This window comes from Chryseobacterium sp. NG-CE01 (assembly GCF_055695505.1).
This window is the reverse complement of record NZ_CM146369.1, coordinates 1,646,658-1,668,354: the sequence shown is the minus strand read 5'-3', so window position 1 is coordinate 1,668,354 and position 21,697 is coordinate 1,646,658. Positions and strand designations below refer to the sequence as shown.

18 protein-coding genes are annotated in these 21,697 nt (G+C 38.0%); 11 read left to right on the top strand and 7 right to left on the bottom strand.

Annotation, left to right across the window (positions count from 1 at the left end; translation table 11 throughout):
* Positions 1-66: 66 nt before the first annotated feature.
* The 3 genes from ACYT6F_RS08065 to ACYT6F_RS08055 all read left to right on the top strand — a co-directional run bounded on the left by ACYT6F_RS08065 (position 67) and on the right by ACYT6F_RS08055 (position 2,209).
* Complete coding sequence (locus ACYT6F_RS08065) at positions 67-1,032, top strand: DUF2931 family protein (protein ID WP_472600698.1); 966 nt, start codon at positions 67-69, stop codon at positions 1,030-1,032.
* A 218-nt stretch (positions 1,033-1,250) separates the two neighbouring features.
* Positions 1,251-1,622: a hypothetical protein gene (locus ACYT6F_RS08060; RefSeq protein ID WP_472600697.1), complete on the top strand. Its 372-nt coding sequence runs from the start codon at positions 1,251-1,253 to the stop codon at positions 1,620-1,622.
* A 176-nt stretch (positions 1,623-1,798) separates the two neighbouring features.
* The gene (locus ACYT6F_RS08055; protein ID WP_169232119.1) at positions 1,799-2,209 is read left to right on the top strand and encodes a hypothetical protein; all 411 of its coding nucleotides are present in this window, start codon (positions 1,799-1,801) and stop codon (positions 2,207-2,209) included.
* A gap of 95 nt (positions 2,210-2,304) precedes the next feature.
* Here ACYT6F_RS08055 and ACYT6F_RS08050 read toward each other — a convergent pair whose 3' ends face one another.
* Positions 2,305-2,781, bottom strand: coding sequence for a thermonuclease family protein (locus tag ACYT6F_RS08050; RefSeq protein WP_472600696.1), 477 nt, complete (start codon positions 2,779-2,781; stop codon positions 2,305-2,307).
* Positions 2,782-3,063: 282 nt separating this feature from the next.
* Between ACYT6F_RS08050 and ACYT6F_RS08045 the strand changes: the two genes are divergently transcribed.
* From ACYT6F_RS08045 to pyk, 5 genes are read left to right on the top strand one after another with little or no spacing between them, the layout of a single operon-like run.
* Positions 3,064-3,303 carry an acyl carrier protein gene (locus tag ACYT6F_RS08045; RefSeq protein ID WP_002976354.1) on the top strand — a complete coding sequence of 80 codons (240 nt, stop codon included), beginning with the start codon at positions 3,064-3,066 and terminating at the stop codon, positions 3,301-3,303.
* 35 nt (positions 3,304-3,338) lie between these two features.
* On the top strand, positions 3,339-4,583 hold the full coding sequence (fabF, locus tag ACYT6F_RS08040; RefSeq protein ID WP_029295536.1) for a beta-ketoacyl-ACP synthase II: 1,245 nt from the start codon (positions 3,339-3,341) through the stop codon (positions 4,581-4,583).
* A 9-nt stretch (positions 4,584-4,592) separates the two neighbouring features.
* Positions 4,593-5,354, top strand: a complete 762-nt coding sequence (rnc, locus tag ACYT6F_RS08035) for a ribonuclease III (RefSeq protein ID WP_472600695.1) — start codon at positions 4,593-4,595, stop codon at positions 5,352-5,354.
* Positions 5,332-5,805, top strand: coding sequence for an IPExxxVDY family protein (locus ACYT6F_RS08030; protein ID WP_472600694.1), 474 nt, complete (start codon positions 5,332-5,334; stop codon positions 5,803-5,805). The genes rnc and ACYT6F_RS08030 overlap by 23 nt, the downstream gene beginning before the upstream one ends.
* Positions 5,798-7,243 carry a pyruvate kinase gene (gene pyk, locus ACYT6F_RS08025; protein ID WP_169232115.1) on the top strand — a complete coding sequence of 482 codons (1,446 nt, stop codon included), beginning with the start codon at positions 5,798-5,800 and terminating at the stop codon, positions 7,241-7,243. Before ACYT6F_RS08030 ends, pyk begins: the two co-directional genes overlap by 8 nt.
* A 53-nt stretch (positions 7,244-7,296) precedes the next feature.
* Here the strand turns inward: pyk and ACYT6F_RS08020 are convergent, their stop codons facing one another.
* The 5 genes from ACYT6F_RS08020 to hutI form a co-directional block, all read right to left on the bottom strand.
* Positions 7,297-7,584, bottom strand: coding sequence for a hypothetical protein (locus tag ACYT6F_RS08020; RefSeq protein ID WP_472600693.1), 288 nt, complete (start codon positions 7,582-7,584; stop codon positions 7,297-7,299).
* 330 nt (positions 7,585-7,914) lie between these two features.
* A complete protein-coding gene (locus tag ACYT6F_RS08015; protein ID WP_472600692.1) occupies positions 7,915-9,207 on the bottom strand; it encodes an NAD-dependent succinate-semialdehyde dehydrogenase in 1,293 nt (430 codons plus the stop codon).
* A 119-nt stretch (positions 9,208-9,326) separates the two neighbouring features.
* Positions 9,327-10,247: a formimidoylglutamase gene (hutG, locus tag ACYT6F_RS08010; protein ID WP_472600691.1), complete on the bottom strand. Its 921-nt coding sequence runs from the start codon at positions 10,245-10,247 to the stop codon at positions 9,327-9,329.
* 57 nt (positions 10,248-10,304) lie between these two features.
* Positions 10,305-10,616, bottom strand: coding sequence for a GIY-YIG nuclease family protein (locus ACYT6F_RS08005; RefSeq protein WP_283422791.1), 312 nt, complete (start codon positions 10,614-10,616; stop codon positions 10,305-10,307).
* 125 nt (positions 10,617-10,741) lie between these two features.
* On the bottom strand, positions 10,742-11,968 hold the full coding sequence (hutI, locus tag ACYT6F_RS08000) for an imidazolonepropionase (RefSeq protein WP_472600690.1): 1,227 nt from the start codon (positions 11,966-11,968) through the stop codon (positions 10,742-10,744).
* A 296-nt stretch (positions 11,969-12,264) separates the two neighbouring features.
* Here hutI and ruvB point away from each other — a divergent pair, with 296 nt between their 5' ends.
* The 3 genes from ruvB to coaE all read left to right on the top strand — a co-directional run bounded on the left by ruvB (position 12,265) and on the right by coaE (position 14,909).
* Entirely contained in the window at positions 12,265-13,287 is a 1,023-nt protein-coding gene (ruvB, locus tag ACYT6F_RS07995; protein WP_472600689.1) for a Holliday junction branch migration DNA helicase RuvB, read from the top strand.
* Between the two features lie 111 nt (positions 13,288-13,398).
* The gene (locus ACYT6F_RS07990; protein ID WP_472600688.1) at positions 13,399-14,265 is read left to right on the top strand and encodes an MBL fold metallo-hydrolase; all 867 of its coding nucleotides are present in this window, start codon (positions 13,399-13,401) and stop codon (positions 14,263-14,265) included.
* Between the two features lie 8 nt (positions 14,266-14,273).
* Positions 14,274-14,909, top strand: coding sequence for a dephospho-CoA kinase (gene coaE / locus ACYT6F_RS07985; RefSeq protein WP_472600687.1), 636 nt, complete (start codon positions 14,274-14,276; stop codon positions 14,907-14,909).
* Between the two features lie 239 nt (positions 14,910-15,148).
* Here the strand turns inward: coaE and ACYT6F_RS07980 are convergent, their stop codons facing one another.
* Positions 15,149-21,598 carry a GEVED domain-containing protein gene (locus ACYT6F_RS07980; RefSeq protein WP_472600686.1) on the bottom strand — a complete coding sequence of 2,150 codons (6,450 nt, stop codon included), beginning with the start codon at positions 21,596-21,598 and terminating at the stop codon, positions 15,149-15,151.
* Between the last annotated feature and the right edge of the window lie 99 nt (positions 21,599-21,697).

Sequence of the window (21,697 nt, the reverse complement as noted above, 5' to 3'; positions counted from 1 at the left end):
ATATAAGACACGGTTCACCCCCGTGTCTTTGTTTTGTTACTTTACAGATATTTAAAAAGCTCACAGATGAAAAAAACTTCCAGAACCCACCCTACAAAAGATTATTTTACACCCCAAATTTGTCATCATTGGATAAAAGTAATTCTCATTAGCCTGTTTGTAAGTTCCTGCAGCAAAGAAAAGAAAACCGATGAAATTTTAACAACCAAATTTGAGTGGGAACCTGGCATTTCAGCCCCCAAATATTATCCTGTTGGAGATGTAAAAATAGACTTTGGAAATGCAGGCCATGGAAGTCTCACTAATTTTGATAATGGCTGGGGTGAAGAATATGGAAGGGTTGGTTCCGGTGAAAAATTTAAAGACATTCCTAATGAAGTCTATATTCATTATATAAGTGCTGTTGAAAATTTACAATATAACGGTAAAGTACAACTTCCTCAGAAAAAGATACTTGATTTATTCCAGAAATATAATATTAATGATAAAAATTTTGCCCATTTAGTTGTAGGAATGGCGCCAGGCGGTTGGACACGGGTATGGTTTACTACGGTTGATAAACAAATTGAAGTAGCAAAAGCAAGATTAAAAGGAACAGAAGATAATACCTTAGGAGAAGGATTTAGATATAAAAAATCTGAATATTGGAAAAAATACAAAAACTACTGGCAACATCATGGAATCCCATATGAAGCCTGGGCAAATAATGAAAAGGAGTACGATATGTATTTTGATTTTAACAAACCTAATCAACGTGAGGTCGGGTTTAGTTTTACTTCTTTAGATGGAACATTTGAACAAAGAATAGGTATATGGAAAAAATTTAAGAGAAAATTGCCTGTTGAGTTTGAATTAGGATGGCGCGATAAAGCAAAAGAAACTTTCTATTGTTCTAAATTTACTATGCCAAAAAGTTTTAAAACTTTTGTAGAAAAAAAAGGATTAAATACAATTATTTTTAACTTAGAAATTGATAATGATGATCAGTATGCGACTCTTATCTGGTTACAAATAGCTCAAAAGAAAAAATAATGATCTTTAAAAATGAAATACCAACAGCTGAAGAGAAAAAAAATAACGAATACTCTTATGCTACAGAAGTAAAGTATTTTATTCCATAATGTTTGAATGAAAAAAACTTCCAGAATCCACCCTACGAAAGATTATTTTACACCCCAAAATTTATCAGCATTGGATAAAAATAATTTTCATTAAAGATTATGTTTTAAATTGTATTGAGAAAAAAGAAAATGAAAATAATTATTGGATTATTCATCTTTTTTATGGCTTGCTCATGTAGCCAACAGGGAAAGATGAAAGATATTAAAGATAATATACTATACAAAGACCAGCAAGGTAATATTTATTTAAAGAGAGAAATTGATATTATGAACGAGAAAAATTCACAAAATAATCAATCTCGATTTTTTGATTTGGGTTTTTATAAAGACAGTACTTATCAATTAAAGAATATTGTTGATATTAAAACTTTTCATTTTGTAAAATCAATAACAGATACAATTCCAGTAGGTAAATTTGATGTTTTTGAGGATAAGATGCATATTTATAAATTTCAACATTTACCTCCAACTTCTCCAGAAATTCAAGCGATGGATAAGTAAATTATTATATCTCGTACAACCAATTCCCGAAGTACTACATATTCTTGTTCTCATTTAACCTACCACACCCCTACCGTACAAACACCTAACCCACCAATTGGTCATTTTCACGCTATTCCGGATGTTTTTTTCTACGTTACTTTGACATACAAAACAACCTAAAAAAAACAAACATCATGGAAGCAAACACAAGCTACAACGCAAATTCTACGGGAGAATTAAAATTAGGAGGAGGTGCTCAATTTTGGGTATACCTTTCACCACAAAATGACACGGCAAAAATGATCGGACAGTGGAGAGTAACCTTTTCACAAGGAAACTGGAAAGACATGATCTCCAGTGAAAATCCAACCAAACAACTTCAGACCCCGGGACTTTCAGGAATTTTTGATATTAAAGTGGAATTGTTAAGCGGTTCTACCGGAACATGGAGAGAAATTCCGGCCCAGGAAGGAAGCAGAAACCAGATCGGATGCAACTCCAACTGTGCTTCTATGGTAGGAATCGTAGCAGACAGCACCAGTCCGGCTCCGGGAGCCATCAATGCTCACTTCTGGACAACATGGGACGCATTCTGCAAAGCGTAAAAACTGCTGTCATCTGAAATATTATTTATTTTCACCAATGATTTGGTGGGATGATTTTATCAACATGATACACTCCAGTACATTTGGAGTGTATTTTATTTTGTCTTGTTCTTTTCATTTTTTCTGAATTCCCAGGGCGCAACGGCTTTTTTATCACTCCACAAGCCCAGCCTCTTTTCCATCGCTTCATCCTGGAGCTTTTGCAGTTCTGTATTTTTAGAAGCCTTAAAATACCACCACCCGAATCCGGCTTTCACAATTTCCCTAGACAGATATTTATCCCCGTCATAGAAGACCCCGGCAACACTCCTTCCGTAGCGGTCCTTCCCTATGGTATAGAAAACAACCGTTTTTCCAAACACCTGGCCGGCGGTAAATTGTCTAGCATTGCTCCCGAAGGCCTGTCCGTTTTCCGGGCAGTCGACTTCCGCGAGTCTTAAGGTTTGCTGGGTTTTATCGGCCAATAAAACCACTACTGTATCACCATCTTTTATTTTGATAACCTTTCCTTTGATTTGCGCCGATAGAGATCCCGCAACGAATAAGGATATACCGTAAATAATTTTTATCATTAAATGTAGAATGAGGCGCAAAACTAGTAATAATGTGCTTACATTTTAAAAACAGATTGCTTATTAATTGAAATTTCCAAGAAAATTCCCATGAAGATAACGGCAATTTTTTATACTTAAATAACATCACGAAACAACAAAATCTAAAGCTCTGAAAACTAAAAGACTAACGCGCAACACAACAAAATACATCCCTATGCACCACAAAAAGCATGAAAAAAATGTTTTATCGTAAAGAATTTTATATATTTGCACCATCTAACAATTAAAAAAAAATTTACTATGTCAGACATTGCATCAAGAGTAAAAGCTATCATCGCTGATAAGCTTGACGTTGAAGAAACAGAAGTAACTCCTGAAGCTAGCTTCACTAACGATTTAGGAGCTGATTCATTGGATACAGTTGAACTAATCATGGAGTTTGAAAAAGAATTCAACATTCAAATCCCTGATGATCAGGCTGAAAAAATTACTACTGTAGGACACGCTATCGCTTATATCGAAGAAGTAGTAAATAAATAATATTCTTCAACAAAAAAGAAAATTAAACTAAGTTTATGGAATTAAAAAGAGTAGTTGTAACCGGTTTTGGAGCAATAACACCGATTGGAAATAATGCAAAAGAATACTGGGAAAATCTTGTGAAAGGTGAGAGCGGTGCCGCTCCGATTACTCTTTTTGATGCCACAAACTTTAAAACAAAATTCGCCTGCGAAGTAAAAAATTTCGATCCGCTGCAACATTTCGATAAGAAAGAAGCCAAAAAGATGGATAGAAATACACAACTCGGGCTGGTAGCTGCAAGAGAAGCAGTACAACATTCAAGAATTATTGAAGACAGCGTAGACAAAAACAGAGTCGGCGTGATCTGGGGTTCCGGAATCGGAGGTCTGGAAACATTTGAAACCGAAGTTTTAGGATGGGCCAATACGGAAATTCCGAGATTCAACCCCTTCTTTATTCCTAAAATGATCGCTGATATCACACCAGGACATATCTCCATCGAATATGGCTTCCACGGTCCCAACTACACTACGGTTTCTGCATGCGCCTCTTCGGCCAATGCATTAATCGATTCCAAAATGCTTATCCAGCTGGGTAAAGCAGACGTAATTGTATGTGGGGGGTCCGAAGCAGCCGTTACGGCAAGCGGTGTCGGCGGATTTAATGCCATGATGGCATTATCTACAAGAAACGATGATCCTAAAACAGCTTCAAGACCTTTTGATAAAGACAGAGATGGCTTTGTACTGGGCGAAGGTGCAGGATGTATCATTCTTGAAGAATATGAGCACGCTGTAAAACGTGGGGCAACAATTTATGCAGAATTAAAAGGCGGAGGTCTGAGTGCAGATGCACATCACATGACCGCACCGCATCCTGAAGGATTAGGCGCTTATCTGGTAATGAAAAATTGCCTGGAAGATGCAGGGCTAACTGCTGATGAAGTAGATCATATCAATATGCACGGTACTTCTACTCCATTAGGAGACATCGCAGAATCCAATGCTATTTCAAAGTTATTGGGAGAGCATGCTTTTGACATTCAGATTAATTCTACAAAATCAATGACCGGCCACCTGTTGGGTGCTGCAGGAGTTATTGAAGCTATTGCTGCGTTGGGAACGATTATTCATGGTATTGTTCCTCCTACCATCAACCATTTTACGGATGATGAAAATATCGACAGCAGACTGAATTTCACATTCAACGAAGCTGCGAAGAAAGATGTAAAAGTAGCCATGAGCAATACTTTTGGATTTGGCGGGCACAATGCCTGCGTTCTATTTAAGAAAATCTAAATTTACTGAATGGAGTTACAGAAATACTTTTCTAAATTCCTTCTCAAAAAAAGAAAAAGAAAATTAACGGAGAGAGACTATTTTCTCAGTACTGAATTAAATAAAATTCTGGGTACTGAGGTGCAAAATGTTGCTCTTTACCGTGAAGCTTTTTCTGTGAAAAACTCTTCTAAAAATAAAGACAGCAATTACGAGAGACTTGAATTTTTAGGAGATTCTGTTTTGGGCACAATCATTTCATGCCACTTGTTTCAGACGTATCCTCAGGCTAATGAAGGCTACCTGACGCAAATGAAGTCCAAGATTGTGAATAGGAAAAATCTTAATAAATTAGGAGAAGATCTAAAGCTTACCGACCTTTTGCAAAAGCAGACCTCTGTAGCATTAGGCGAAAATATTTCCGGAAATTTATTTGAGGCATTAATAGGTGCCGTTTACCTGGATTTTCAGTATGAAACATGCAGGAGGATTATTTTAGAAAGGCTTCTCACGCCCACTGAGATGAACAAGCTTGAAAATAAAATTGTAAGCTATAAAGGTCTCCTTCTCGAATGGAGCCAAAAGAAAAAATTAAATATAAAGTACGAAACCTGTGAAGAAATACAGGTAAACAAATCGATTGTGTTCCGCTGCCACGTTTGGCTCGGGGAAGAAAAAATCGCGAACGCTACCGAAACCTCTAAGAAAAAGGCGGAAGAAAAAGCAGCACAGAGAGCATTTTATATTTTAAACAAAAAAGAAAACATACTTGGAAATTCAAAAGCTTTATGATCTCGACGAAACAGAATTTGAAGATGTTACCATAGGATTGGTAAGATTAGCCAAAAATGTACCTGATCATGAGTTTTTCTTTACTGTTAATCAAAAAAACGATCTGAACTTTAAACGGATTGATGACCTCATCTATCACGGGTCTTATTATGATTATTATTTTCCAAGATTTGAAGCATATCACAAGTTTACAAAAACCTGCTTCACTTTCATTTCCAACCGATGTTCGGAAAGTAAACAAAAAAAATTACAGACCGAGCTCTTTACAGGAGAAGAAAACATTAAATTTTTATTAAATAATCAGATAGAAGTACAATATATTTTGCATAGTTCGGAACAGTTTCCTGATTTTTCCGTAATTTTGCTCCCTGAAAATCTTGTATTTCCTATTCAAGATTATACACTAGGTTCTGAAGAAGAACTTTATCAAATTATCCAGTATTATGAATAAGTATTTAAAGAAGACAAAAATTATCGCAACACTTGGTCCGGCTTCATCGTCGAAGGAAGTAATGTTAGGGTTAATGAAAGCAGGTGTTGACATTTTCAGAATCAATTTTTCACACGCTGATTACGATTTAGTTCGTTCAAATATTGAAATCATCAGAGAGCTTAATAAAGAGTATGGCTTTTCTGTTGGTATTTTAGGAGACCTGCAGGGCCCGAAACTTAGAGTTGGGGTGGTAAAGGAAGGTTCTTACCTTAATCCGGGCGATATCCTTACTTTCACCAATGAAAAGATCGAAGGAGATTCTACAAAAGTTTATATGACTTATCAGCAATTTCCTCAGGATGTAAAAGTTGGGGAAAGAATCCTGATCGATGACGGTAAACTGGTGTTGGAAGTTATGGAAACCAACCTTATCGATACTGTAAAAGCAAAGACCATTCAAGGGGGACCATTAAGCTCCAAAAAAGGTGTTAATCTACCAAATACGAATGTTTCTCTTCCTGCTTTAACGGAAAAGGATATTCAGGATGCCAATTTTATGCTGGACCAGGATGTTGACTGGATCGCACTGTCTTTCGTTCGTCATGCACAGGATATTATTGACCTGAAAGAACTTATTGCCAAACACCCGAACGGAAAATTCAAAACACCGATTATTGCTAAAATCGAAAAACCGGAAGGAGTAAAAAATATCGATGAAATCTTATTGGAATGCGACGGATTAATGGTTGCCCGTGGAGATTTAGGAGTTGAGGTTCCAATGGAAGAAGTTCCGGCTATCCAGAAGACTCTTGTAGAAAAAGCAAGATTCTATTCCAAACCGGTAATCATTGCTACCCAGATGATGGAAACAATGATCAACAGCCTTACGCCTACAAGAGCAGAGGTAAACGACGTAGCCAACTCCGTACTTGACGGTGCCGATGCGGTAATGCTTTCAGGAGAAACTTCCGTAGGAAGATACCCGGTACAGGTTGTGGAAAACATGACTAAAATTGTAAAAAATATTGAGACCACACACTTCTACCAGCATAAAAATGAGCCGATTGAAAAAGATTTCAATTGTATCGATGAGAGATTCATCACCAACAGGGTTTGTCTGGCTGCGGTAAGAATTGCAAAAACAACGAACGTTTCTGCTATCGTTACTTTAACAAGTTCAGGATATACTGCATTCCAGCTTTCAGCACACAGACCGAATTCCCACATTATCGTGTACAGTGGAAACAGAAGAGTCATTACCATGCTGAACCTTCTTTGGGGTGTTCACGCCTATTATTACGATATGAAGAAATCTACTGATGAAACGATTATCCAGGTAAATATGCTTACGCACAACTACGGATATATCGAGGCTGGTGATTTTGTGATCAACATCAACGCTACTCCATCCTATGAAGGCGGAAAAACAAATACATTAAGATTAACTACCGTTTAATTTGAATGGTTTATCATAAAGCAAAACTCCCGGATAATCGGGAGTTTTTTATTTTATTTCTTTTCTAATAATGGTAAAACAATTCTTTTTATAGTGGAGCTATCGTCTTTCCATTGAGGATATTCTTTATTATCTTTCCAGGAAGTGACCAATTGTACTTCTCCTGATTTGTTTAAAGCGATATACTTAGACATATCCGTTACCACTTCAAACTGACTCGGAGTAATTTCTTTCAGAAAATCCTTGTACTTTCTTCCGTTCTTTTTTTCTTTGTCTTTAAGAACTACAATGTTTGCATTAGGATAGCTTTCTAAAACATAATCAACTGCTAATTTTGTCATATTACTGCCTTCATTATCTATTAACAGCACATAAGAATCAACATTATAAAACTTCTCTATCTTTTTAAAGTTTGGAAGATGATAAAGGCAAGGCTCGCACCAGCGGGCAAATGTAAAAAGAACAGTATTTCTTTTATCCGTATTTTTTGCTAAGCACTTTACATCTTCAGCATTAACTTTTTAAATATTAAATTCCGATTTCTGTAAATTACATTTTTCTTCCTGAGCTAATACATTTTGTAAGAATAATATTCCTATAAGAATACTAAGTTTTTTCATAGTTATCACTTTTCTTCAAAACTAATAAAATCCAATTTAAAATTAGTTTTATTACTGACCTAAAATCGTTTTTGCATTTACAAATTCCTTTAAAGCCAATAAAGAAAGCTCGGTTCCATATCCGGAAGACTTAGTACCGCCAAAAGGAAAACGAGGATCAGAACTTGTCATTCTGTTGATATTTACCGTTCCCGATTCTAAATTTTCAATAAAAAATAATTGCCGGTCCTTATCTTTTGTCCATATAGAATTTGAAAGCCCGAAAGGAATATCATTGGCCAACTGTAATGCTCCATCATCATTTTTGGCAGTCATTACCATTCCCAGTGGCCCGAATAGCTCTTCCTGCAGAATCGGATTTCCTCGCTGCACACGAATCAGACCGGGTTTGAATTCGTTATCCGAAATTCTTTCCAGCGGAAGAATAATTTCAGCACCGTTTTCCAATGCTTTATGGAACTGTTTCTCTAAATCATCTGCAAGATCAGGTCTTGCCATTCCGGCAATTTTCGTTTCTTTATCCATGGGATCAGCAGGAATGTATTTCTGATATTCTTCAATGAACTTCGGAAGAAAAACATCCTCAATTTTTTCGTCAATAATAAATCTTTTTGCTGCCACACATGTCTGCCCGCAATTCTGAAGTCTCGCCAATGCTCCTACTTTAGCCGCTTCATCCAGATCAGCATCATCCAAAACAATGAATGCATCGCTGCCGCCTAATTCCAGTAGGGATTTTTTAATATGCTGCCCGGCAATGGAAGCAACCTCAGCTCCTGCTTTTTCACTTCCCGTAAGACTCACACCGGAAATCGATTTGTGTTCAAGAACTTCCTTTACATCTTTGTGCCCAATCTCAAGATTTTGGAAAACCCCTTCAGGAAAACCTGCTTCAAGAAGCACCTTTTCAATAGCATTCCCGCTGCCGAAACAGATTGATGCATGTTTCAGGACAACGGTATTACCTGCAAGAATAGCCGGAATAGCAAATCTCAGAACCTGCCAGAAAGGAAAATTCCATGGCATAACTCCCAAAATTACTCCTTTCGGAACGTAGTGTATTTCGGAGTAAGAATATTCTGACTGTATTTTTTCAGGCTGTAAAATGTTTTCGGCATCTGCGTAATAATTCATCATTAAAGTACACTTCTCAATCTCTGCAATGGACTGTGAAATCGGCTTGTTCATTTCCGAAGTTATAATGGCCCCAAATTCTTCTGATCGTGATTTTAAAATTTCAGCTGCCTTGGCAATGAGTTTCTGCCGGTGATCGAATGGAATTTTCTTCCATTCTGAAAATGTCTTATCTGCTCTGATAAGTTTATTTTCAATTAATTGTTCCATAAAATAATCTCTGTTTTAAATTCAAAACGAATTTATTATTGCTTTAAAAGCGTAATGAAAGGAGCAAAATATATTCCTTGTATATCAATAAAATAATGATTCTCTCTATCAGGCTGATGTTAAATCATAAACCATTCGTTAACAAGTGTTGCTGCGAGCCTTGCGGTTCTGTCCTGAATATCATATAACGGATTGACTTCCGCCACATCCAATGCCAAGAGTTTTTCACTTTTTAAAATATGCCTGTAAAGATGCATAAATGCAGCATCCGCGAAAATCCCGTTATATGCCGAAGCAGAAACTCCGGGAGCTATTGAAGCATTGAAAACATCCATACAGATGGTAAGATAAAGATAATCGACACTCTCTGCCAAATCATTAATTCTCTGATAAATTGACGGAAGGTTTTCAAAAAAGATTTCATCGGCCAATATGTACTTCATTCCGTATTGGTGTGCTGTATCAAATAATTTAAGCGTATTGGAATTTCTCTGAATTCCGATATGTAAAGAATTGATGGGCCCTTCCTGAGCGATCTGCCAGAATCCTGTACCAGAAGTTGGTCCTACTTCATTTTCAGGCTCACGGTTGTCAAAATGGGCATCAATATTAATAATCCCAATCTTTTGTTCGGGAAAAGCGGTTTTTACACCGAGATAATGAGCATACGTAACTTCATGTCCGCCACCAAGAACAACAGATCTTCCGTTCTTCAACAGTACCTTAGATACATTCTTTGCAAGGCTGTTCTGAGCATCTTCCAGATTTTCTCCATCACAGGTAACATTTCCGAAATCCAGTAAAGCAAAATCAGGACGTATAACGGGAAAATTTGACATATTTTTTCTGATAATATCAGGAGCATCTTTTGCACCTTCTCTTCCTTTATTTCTGCGAACCCCTTCATCCACAGCAAATCCGTGTAAAACGAAATTCTTCGTTGAAATAAGATCGTAGTTTGATTCTTCCTTAACCCTCTGAAATATTCTGTGGAAAAGCAACTCTTCTCCGTCTAATCTTCCTTGCCAAATATTGTTCATTATCAATAATTAATTTGTGTGGTTCGTATTTGTCATGCTGGAAGCATCTCAGCTCATTTATTCAAAAAGATAATTAAGAAAATCTAAATTAGGATTTGTGGTTCTTATTAATTCAAGTTTTTTATTCCTTTTTAAAAGTTTGATTTCTTTTTCTCTTTCAATAGCTTGTTGTATCCAGCCAAAGCTTTCATAATAAATTAAGAAACAAGCATTATACCTTGAAGTAAAACTATTCGGATTAACTTTATGTACATGCTGAAATAATCTTTGATGTAAATTTCCTGTAACTCCTGTGTATAAAACTGTTCTGCTTTTATTGGTTAAGATATAAACATAAAATTTATAAATTCCTTCATTCAATTCGAACATTGTTTTTTATCATCTGTATTATGATTGTGTCTGGATGCTTTCAGCATGACAATACGCGCAGAGCAAAAATGCAAGATTGTCATCTCCTTCTGAGAACACCTAAACATATTCTTTATTATAATAAATTATTTAATTTTCATTCCATCAACATAAACATTATCCGCTTTTAAACTCCCCTGATTATATAAAATATTCTGGAAATTATTGGTTTTAAACGTAACAAAGTCTGCTTTTAAACCGCTTTCCAGTTTTCCCCTGTCTTCCAGTCCGAGTGCAAAAGCCGAACGAAAGGTAATTCCTGCCAAAACTTCAGCGGTTGTCAGCTTTTCAAAAGTTGCTAAAATTGATGCCTGAGTAATAAGGTTGCCCATCGGTGCCGAACCCGGATTCCAGTCGCTGGCGATAGCCAAGATAGCTCCTGCATCCAATAATTTTCTCGCAGGAGTAAACTTTTCTCCCAATCCCAGACTTGCGCCCGGTAAAGCAGTTGCAACCGTTTCCGATTGTGCTAAAAATTCAATATCTTCATCAACAGTTGCTTCCAGATGATCTGCAGATTTTGCACCAACCTCTACGGCAATCCTGGAACTTCCCGGTGTAAATTGGTCTGCATGAACCGTTATTTCAAAACCTAAATCTTTAGTTTTTAGTAAAAACACTTTACTTTCATCCGGCTGAAATGCTGATTTCTCAATAAAAATATCAACACGTTTCGCCAGATTCTCTTCTTTTACTTTAGGCAAAATTTCTGTTAAAATATATTGCAGATAATCCTGATTGCTTCCTTCAAAATCTCTTGGTTTCAAGTGCGCGGAAAGACAGGTAGGAACAAGTGTCGCTTTTGTTTTCTGCTGCGCTTTTTTAATGATTCGCAGCATTTTCAATTCGTTTTCAACATCAAGACCATATCCGCTTTTTATTTCGATGGTGGTAATTCCGAGAGCTATTAAAAAATCAATTCTCTCCAGAAGAGTTATTAGCAATTCTTCTTCAGATGCCTTTCTGGTATGCTGAACGGAACTCCAGATCCCTCCTCCGCTTTCAGCAATTTCGAGATATGTCTTGCCTGCGTTACGCATTGCAAAATCATTGGCACGATTCCCCCCAAAACAGATATGGGTATGGGAATCCGTAAAAGCCGGCAATACAATTTGCTCCCCTTCTATTCTTTCAATTTCTATATTCGGATATTCGGATTGTAAAGCTTCAAAATTTCCAATCTTCTGGATTTTATTTTGACTGACTATAATTCCGCCAGCTTCAATAATTTCCAGCTGCTCATCGGATAGTTTTCCTCGTAAAGGAAGATTGGCAAGAGTTACGACTTGCTTAAAGGGTCCAATTAGTTTCATTTATTATAAAGTTGATGTTAAAAACTTTGCAAAGTTTAAGATGCTTTGACTATTGTCGAACCTAAAGATTTCACCATCATAAATTGTGCGAATACTTATTATTCCGTCGGATCTAAACAAATTAAACATCGGAGCGAACTTTGATTTTTCAGTTTTATTTCTCTTTCAAAAATACTTAAAATAAATCAATCTGATACATGATCGTTCCATATGCCTCATGTTGTAACCTTAATCTTAACTTACCCTTTATTCTTAATCTCAATTTTCCTATCTTTACAATAAATGAAATTGAATTAATGCCCGATTTTTTACACCCGGATAAAGATAATTATTCCCGTGAAGAGCTTGCACAGGAAGAACAGATACGCCCGCAGAGTTTTAAAGATTTTGCAGGGCAAAGAAAAACGCTTGAAAATCTCGAAGTTTTTGTAACCGCTGCCAAAAAACGTGGCGGAGCACTGGATCATGTCTTGCTTCATGGTCCGCCGGGACTTGGTAAAACAACATTAGCAAATATTATCGCCAATGAACTTGGCGTAAACTGCAAAATTACTTCAGGACCCGTTCTGGACAAGCCGGGAAGTCTTGCCGGATTGCTGACCAATCTTGAAGAAAATGATGTTCTTTTTATTGATGAAATTCACAGGCTTTCTCCGGTTGTAGAAGAATATTTATATTCCGCAATGGAAGATTATAAAATCGACATTATGCTCGAAACGGGTCCGAATGCGAGAAGTGTTCAGATTGGCTTAAATCCTTTTACGTTGGTAGGTGCCACCACAAGAAGCGGAATGCTTACCAAACCGATGCTGGCAAGATTCGGGATCCAAAGCAGGCTGGAATATTATACCATCGAGCTTTTATCGATGATTATCCAGAGAAGTTCCAGGGTTTTAGGCGTAAAGATTTATGAAGATGCTGCTATCGAAATTGCCCGCAGAAGCCGCGGAACTCCAAGAATTGCCAACGCACTTTTGAGAAGGGTACGTGATTTTGCAGAAATCAAAGGAAACGGAGAGATTGAAATCAACATTACGAAATATGCTCTTGATTCTTTGAATGTAGATGAGTTCGGACTCGATGAGATGGATAACAAGATTATGCGCGTCATGATTGAAAATTTTAAAGGAAAACCTGTAGGTATTTCTGCACTGGCAACATCCATCGGGGAAAATCCGGAAACCTTGGAAGAGGTTTATGAGCCTTTTTTAATCCAGGAAGGATTTATTATCAGAACGCCAAGGGGACGTGAAGTAACCGATAAAGCATACAAACATTTAAATATTTCCAGACCAAAAAATCCGGGCGAACTTTTTTAAGTACACGGGTTATGACCTATTTATGCGTCAACAAAAAATTACTTAAATTATTTTTTAGGTTGGGGTGAAAATCTTATTTTTCAGAAATAAACAAACATTATAAATCTTAATATGAAACTATATCCAATACAGTGCGGAAAATTTAAACTGGATGGCGGCGCCATGTTCGGGGTCGTCCCGAAGAGTCTGTGGGAAAAAACCAATCCTGCAGACGAAAGAAACCTGATTGAGCTGGGAACCCGTTCCCTGCTTGTAGAGGACGGCAAAAAGCTCATCCTGATCGACTGCGGACTGGGTAATAAGCAGGACGATAAATTCTTCAGCCACTATTCGCTTTGGGGAGATGATAATTTAGACAAAAACTTAAAAAAATACGGTTTTGTAAGAGAAGATATTACGGATGTATTTCTCACGCATCTTCACTTTGACCACTGTGGTGGCGCTATCGAGTGGAACGATGACAGAACCGGATACCGACCGGCTTTCAAAAATGCACAGTTCTGGACCAATGAAAATCACTGGCAATGGGCAACAGAACCCAACGCCAGAGAGAAAGCGAGTTTTTTAAAGGAAAATATCATTCCGATCCAGGAAAGCGGCCAGCTTAATTTCTTACCTCTTCCTACCACCGGGAACTACGGTTTTGCCCCGGATCTTAAAATGGATGTCATCTTTGTAGACGGCCATACAGAAAAACAAATGCTTCCTGTAATTCAGTATCAGGAAAAAACCATTGTTTTTGCAGCGGATCTTATTCCTACTGCAGGACATATTAACCAGGTTTATGTCATGGGATATGATACAAGACCTCTTCTCACGCTTGAAGAGAAAGGAAAATTCTTAAAACAGTGTGTGGATAACGAATATTTGTTGTTCTTTGAACATGATGCCCACAATGAACTGGCAAGTCTTAAAATGACAGAAAAAGGAGTGAGGCTTGATGAGACATTTAGTTTTAATGATGTTTTCGGATATTAATATAAATTATGGAAGAACTACATTCAGAAACTCAGAAGGCTGAGCCGGAACCATTATCTTCACCCAAAATTATCGGCCTTACCGGGGGAATAGGCTCGGGAAAAACTACCGTCGCAAAATTTATTGAGGAATTTGGATTCCCGGTGTATTATTCTGATGAGAGGGCAAAAGATATCGTCAATGAAAATGAAGCACTGAAATCAAAGATTAAAGAGCTTCTGGGTGAAGAGGCATATGATGAAAATGGCCTTTATAACAGAAAATTTGTAGCTGATAAAGTTTTCAACAACACAGATCTGCTGGAACAACTAAATCAGATCATCCACCCGGTGGTACGTCTTGATTTTGACGATTGGGTAAAAAAGCAGACAAAGTATTTAATTTTTAAAGAAACCGCTTTATTATTTGAGCTAAAACTCAACAGAGAATGTTATAAATCTGTATTGGTAACTGCAGAAGATAATATCAGGATCAAAAGGGTAATGGACAGGGACAGCAAAACATACAGAGAAGTACAGGCCATTATGGAAAAGCAAATGCCTGAAAAAGATAAAATCAAATTGGCAGACTGTATTATTTACAACAATACCAATCTTGAAGATTTAAAAGAACGTACTGAAAAGGTCATTTTTGACATTGAATAAATAAAAGCCCGCTGACTATTTCAGCGGGCTTTTATTTTATGATGAGATAAGTCAATAATTATAACTTAACATTTATCTACGCAGACATTATTTTGTTTGATTTAAAGCTGGCTTTTTCCAATTATTTAATGAAATAAATAAGCCTGAATAAATTACTTACTTTAAAACAATCATCAATTTCAAAAGAAAAACAGGCCCCCATTACTGAGAGCCTGTGAAGTGATTAATAATTAAATGATTTATTCTTTGATGAATTTCTTCTGAGCGGTAATCTCATTTCCATCCTGAATATCGATTAAGTAAACACCATTAATGAGGGTATGTACATCGATTTTGTTATTCAGAATAATTCCACTTGATACCAACTGTCCTGCTGCATTGTAGATCTTATAATTCGCTTTTTTGCTGATATTTTTCACATACAATACTGAGCTAACCGGGTTAGGATAAATTAATATATCCGTCTGGTTGATCGGGTTAGGAACAGGAAGTTTAGAAATTCTTACGGTATAATCTTCTACCTCTCCGTTAGGGATATTGGTACAGTTCACCGGAATAGCATCTTTTGCCAACGCCACTCTCATTACAACATATTTATAGTCCGTTAAGCTGATGAAAGCATCTGCCGGTACTGTAAATGTTGTACTCACGGTAGGATCGGTATTCGGTGCTACTGCCATTACTCTTTCGTTGATATCGAAATAACCGTTTCTGTTGAAGTCGATCCAAACTGCTATTCCTGCTTCAGTATTTCCGGAAAGTTTTTTATCAATTGTAATCTGGTTGTTTGAAGAACCCTGAATCAATTCAATAAACTTAGCAGGAACACCTGTATAGTCTGTATAGTTGGAAGCTCCTGATGGGTTTTCCATCACAGGTTTACCATTTGGAGTAACCTTAACTTTCGAAACATATGCCGCGGTAGATGATGCCGCTGACATCTGACAGTACACAATCGTAGGAGTTGTGAAGAAATACGGAAGCGTATATGTTCCAGGTGTTCCGCTACATACATTGGCAACCTGCATTTCGTATTGTGTTAATTCCAGTAAACCTGTCAGTGTAATGTTGTTCGTATTTGAAGTCACTGTTGTCCAGCTTGGAATACCAACTTTTCTATATCTCAGGATATAGGTAGCTCCAGGGAAAGGATCCCATACGACAGCTGCTGTTGTAGGAGTAAGGTTGGTAATCGTTAATCCCGGAGGTGGTAATTCACACGTTCTTTCAGTGGTAAATACTTTAGGATTAGACCAAGTGTTTACTGTTGTCTCACCATTACATTTATTAGCAACCTGTACCTCATATGTCGTATACGGGGTTAAACCAGTAAGCGTATATGTATTTAACGGCGCTGTTGTAATATTTACAGTAGTCCATGTACCTGTTCCTGTGATTCTGTATCTTAATACATAGGTTGCACTCGCTACGATCGGAGACCAGCTTACTACCGCAGTGGTTGCTGTTACTGTACCGATAGTTACATTCGGCGGTGTAGGATCACATCTCGTTGTAAATGTCTGAACAGGCGTAAATGTTCCCGGCGTTGTCCCACAGCTTGCCGCAATCTGTACTTCATAGGTTGTTGCAGGAGTTAGTCCTGTAAGTGCTAATGGAGGATTCGCCGTTAATGTAGAGGCTACAACCTGTGTCCATGTACCTGTCCCGGCAACTCTGTATCTCACAATAAAGGTAAGACCTCCGGTAGGTACTGTCCAGGTAACATTAGCAGATGTATGCGTAATTGTGTTAAACGTTATATTGGTAGGAGCCGTTGTTGCACACGGTCTCAATCTCACTGCGTAATCTTCAACTTCTCCATTTACTGCATTCTGACACATTACAGGAGCAGTTGTTCGTCTGAGCACAACTCTCATTGTGGTGGTAAGATTTCCACTATATGCGTTTGCAGGTACGTTAAACAATGCTGTTACAGGACTTGTAGTACTCGCTGGAGAAGCCATGATTTGTTCAGAAGTTTCAAAGACTCCGTTTCTGTTGAAATCAATCCAGGCAGATACAGCATCATTTTGAGTTGCTCCTTTGGATACTGAAATCTGATTTCCGGTAGATCCAATTTCAAGATTAATTAAAGTAGCCGGAGTTGTATAACTAATGTAATTTGTCTGAACGGATGTATTACTCATTGGAGGAATACCCGGATTCACTGAAGTTACCGTCACATTAGAAATAAAATCAGTTGTGCCTGTACCCGTCATATTACAATAGCTAATCGGTGGCGTCGTAAATGGTGTAGAAGGAGACCAAGGTCCTTGAGTTCCACCACAAATCGTAGCAACCTGTACTTCATAAGCTGTCTGCTCGGTAAGACCTGTGATATTAAAGCTATTTCCGTTGATTGGTAAAGGAGAAACATTCCATGCTCCTACCGGGTTTGTTGTTCTCCATCTTACAAGATAAGTAGCACCTGTAGATGAAATCCAGGAGACAGTAGCTGTAGTAGCCGAAAGGTTTGACACAGTAATTCCCGTAGGAGCTGCCGTTGTACATGGCTGAATATCTACGAATCTCACTCGATAATCCTCAACCTCCCCATTACTTGGAAGAGGTGAACACGCATTTGTTGGTATAAGGAAATATACAATAACACGCATTTTCACTACGTTTGTTCCTGCATATGCTCCTGCCGGAACAGGGAATGTTGCTGTTACCGGTGTTGTTGAAGAATATCCAAGGTTCATAATTCTTTCACCTCCCGGAACCGTCGTTGGATTATTATTGAATATTCCGTCTCCGTTAAAATCTATCCAGGCATTAGTAGAATAGGTACTTGACAATATCGTTCTTCCTACAGAAAGTACATTATTGGTAGAGTTTCTGGCTAAGGTAATAACTTTAGTAAGATCATTAGAATAGTCAGTATAAGTGCTCGCTCCTGAATTGTTAGACATTGTTGGAGTAGCCGTACCTGTTACCGTAATATTATTAATAAACCCATCGGTAACCGTTGCTGTACCAGAATTACAATATGATATAGCAGGTGTTGTAAAGTTCACTGAAGTAGACCATGGTCCTGTAGTGCCTCCACATGTAGTAGCTACCTGTACCTCATAAGTAGTAGAGCCATTAAGGTTTATAATAGTGTAAGGGTTTGTGGTTGGAGCAATAGTTGTCCATGCACCGGTACCCGTTCTATATCTTAAGGAATATGTAGCGCCTGTAGAATTAATCCAAGAAACTAAGGCTGTCGACGCAGTAATGTTAGAAACAACAATCGGAGATGGTGCTGCTGTTGTACAAGGTGCCAGATCAATGATCCTAACAGCATAATCTTCGATTTCACCATTAGCTACCGTTGCACAAGGATCTGTAATAGCCGTTGTAGAAAAGATAACTCTCATTCTAAGGGTCAGCGGTCCGTTATACGAAGTTCCCGGAACAGTAAATGTAGCATTTATAGGAGTGGTTGTATTCGCTGTAGTACTGATTACTCTTTCCGTTGTTTCAAAAATTCCATTTCTGTTGAAATCGATCCATGCTCCGACGGCTAATGAAGAAGTCGTGGTCGTTAACCAGGATTTGGAAACGGAGATACTGTTGTTTGTCGAATTACGAACTAATGTAACTAATTTAGCAGGATCTGCAGAATAGTTTGTATAAGTATTTGCTCCTGAATCATTGCTCATCACATATGAGTTTGTAGGAGTAACTGTTACATTAGAAATATAACCATTGGTATTGTTATTTGAAGTAATAGTACAATAAGTTACCTGTGGTGTTGTAAACTGATACGGAGCTGTAAATGTGCCCGTAGTGCCGGAACATACATAAGCAACCTGAACTTCATAAGAAGTCTGCTCTGTTAATCCAGTGATTGTATATGCGTTCGCTGTTAAAGGAACGGTAGTCCATGTTGTAGAACCAACTGGTCTGTACTGTAATACATAAGTTGCTCCCACTGCCGGATCCCACATTACATAAGCGGAAGTCGCCGTAAGATTGGTAACCGTAAGGTTCAACGGTGCATTACTTGTACAAGGAATAGGCTGAATTAATTTTACAGCATAATCTTCCACCTCTCCAAAATTGAAGCTCGTACACATTGTAGGAGAAGTATTAAACTGCATTACCACTCTCATTCTTGTGGTGGCTGGACCGTTATAGGCATTTGCAGGGACTGTGAAGGTCGCTGAAACCGGAGTTGTCGTATTAGCAGGAGAATTCATTACCTGCTCGGAAGTTTCAAAAACACCGTTTCTGTTGAAATCAATCCAAACACCTACCGCTTCATTGAATGTAAAACCTGTCCAGAATTTGGTAACAGACACCGTGTTGTTTGCAGATCCTATAACAAGATTCACAAGAGCACTTGGTGTGGCTGTATAATCTGTATAGGTAGATCCTCCAGAGTTATTACTCATTACTGCCGCCCCATTTGGTGTTACTGTAACATTAGAGATATATTCGTCATTAAAGTTGTTTGACGTCATCGTACAGTAGTTAAGACCTAAAGTCGTAAAGTTTGTTGAGGCAGAGAAAGCGCCCTGAACGCCGTTACATACTGTAGCAATCTGTACTTCATATTGAACTCCGTCACTTAAACCTGTAAGGTTCGCAGAGTTCCCATTGGAGGTAACCGTTGCCCATGTCGTACTTCCTACCGGACGGTATTGAATCACATACGTTGCATTGGCTGCTGCTGTCCATGTTACGGTAGCGGTGGTTTGCGTAATAGCAGATACTGCAATGCCGGCAGGAGCCGCACCTGTACAGCTTGCCAAACTCGTTACCGTAGCACTTCCGATTGCATAGAACACATTTCCTATAGAACTTACTCTGATTTTCACATTACCTCCAACAGTAAGGCCTGTAAGCGTTAAAGACTCATTACCGTCATTAGCGGTAGAAGCAGATGCTACTGTCCAGGTAACTCCGTTATCGGTTGTATAATCAATTTTTACATTGGCTACGTTGTACGGTGCTGCTGTAGTATTAACAACATCCCACATAATAGCAGTTGGTGCATTGTTATAAGCAGTAGTACTAGTAACCTTAAATGGGCCGTCATTTCCTACAATAATCTGTTGATTGGCAAACTGTGTCTGCTGCTGAGTAGGAACAGGATTATTATCCCTTACTGTTACTCTGAAATTTGTAGTTCTTGCAACAGTAGAAACAGATTCCCAACCATTATTGGTATTATTTAAAACCCCAGCTAATACTGATGATAATTTAGGGAAATATCTCGTAGGACTCGTTGTGGGATTGAATGACCTAAACGCCGCTCCACTGGTAGTTGTCCCAAGATTATTTTTATTAATGGTAACATTAGCATTATCTACCTGTTCCCAACAATACGTCATAGGATCGTTTTCGGCGTCTGTTGCAGAGGCCGTTAATACGAATGCAGTACCTTTAGGGATATTATAGGTTGGTAAAGGATTAATTACCGGCGGATTATTGGCAATTGCCGTTTCAATGTCACATGTTTTATTCGTAAGATTATTCTGAACCTGAGTAATACTTACCGCATGGAAATAAGGGTCAGAATGTGCCTGAACGTCAGTATTGGGTCCTGTAATTCCCGCATATCCCATAATAGTAGATCCTGAACCAGGTTCTACGTTTACATTTGCAGTTTCCAGGCCATGGGAGAATGTATGGTTTGCCCCCAACTGGTGCCCCATTTCGTGAGCAACATAATCGATATCAAAATTGTCTCCCTGAGGAATGCCATCAGCAGGAGAAGTATATCCTGAACCTTTACCTCTTGGTACTGCTGAAGTAGGATCTATACAAACACATCCGATACATCCTGCATTACCTCCACCTCCGGAAGCTCCGAATAAATGTCCGATGTCATAATTGGAATTTCCAACATTAGCAGTAAGGGTTTGCTGCAACTCCAGATTCCATGCTCCAGCTGCTCCAGTTGCGGCAGGAGAATAAGGATCCGTAGCAGGATTTGTATAAATTACACCTGGATAGTTTTGCAGATTAAGGTGTAAAGCAAAATCTTTTTCAAATACACCATTAACTCTGGTTAAAGAAGCATTTATTGCAACAAGTGCATTAGCTACTGTACCTCCGAAATATTGGGTGTATTCACCTGTTACAGACATTGCAAGACGCATTGTTCTGTATTTTTTGTCAGAAGACTTGGCGAAATCGGTGGTTTGGTTGTTGAATGTTTTTCCTGCTTTGTAAAGCTTGTCGACTTCCATTTTTGTCAATCGATCTTCATTCATAGAGCACAAAAAGCCTTCATTGCTTTTATCAGTTTTTGGGTGCACACCATAAACCGTTTTGCCCTTGTCGGCGGGCTCTATAAATTCGTACACACCGTTTTTGATAATCATCGACTGAAAATCATCCGGCGCTAAGCTGAATCTCAGGTATTTTCCGGGATCATCAATCCCGACACCTACATAAGATCCCAGCTGATACTGGTCTGCCAGCTCTTTTACTACCACGGGGAAGCTGTAAACGGCAAATTTTTCAATTTTTCCTTCTAAAGTTGGCAAAGAAATCGTTACAGGCTTTGCATTTTTGCCCGTTTCCTGCGCTTTTGCCAATTGAGACTTTAGTAAAGAAATGTCCAGAGTGTAATAGCTCTTAATATCCGAGCCTGCTCTTGTTTTTTCTCCCCTGAATGTCGTGGGACTCCATTGTGCACTGGTAATCGCAAACAAAAAGAGGAAAAAGAAAGAAGTAAAATTTTTCTTCATAACTTTCTCAATATTATATTAATCAAACAAATCTAATCATTTTTTATTATTAATATGAAAATACATACAATTTTTTCATACAAATTTCACAACATTCTT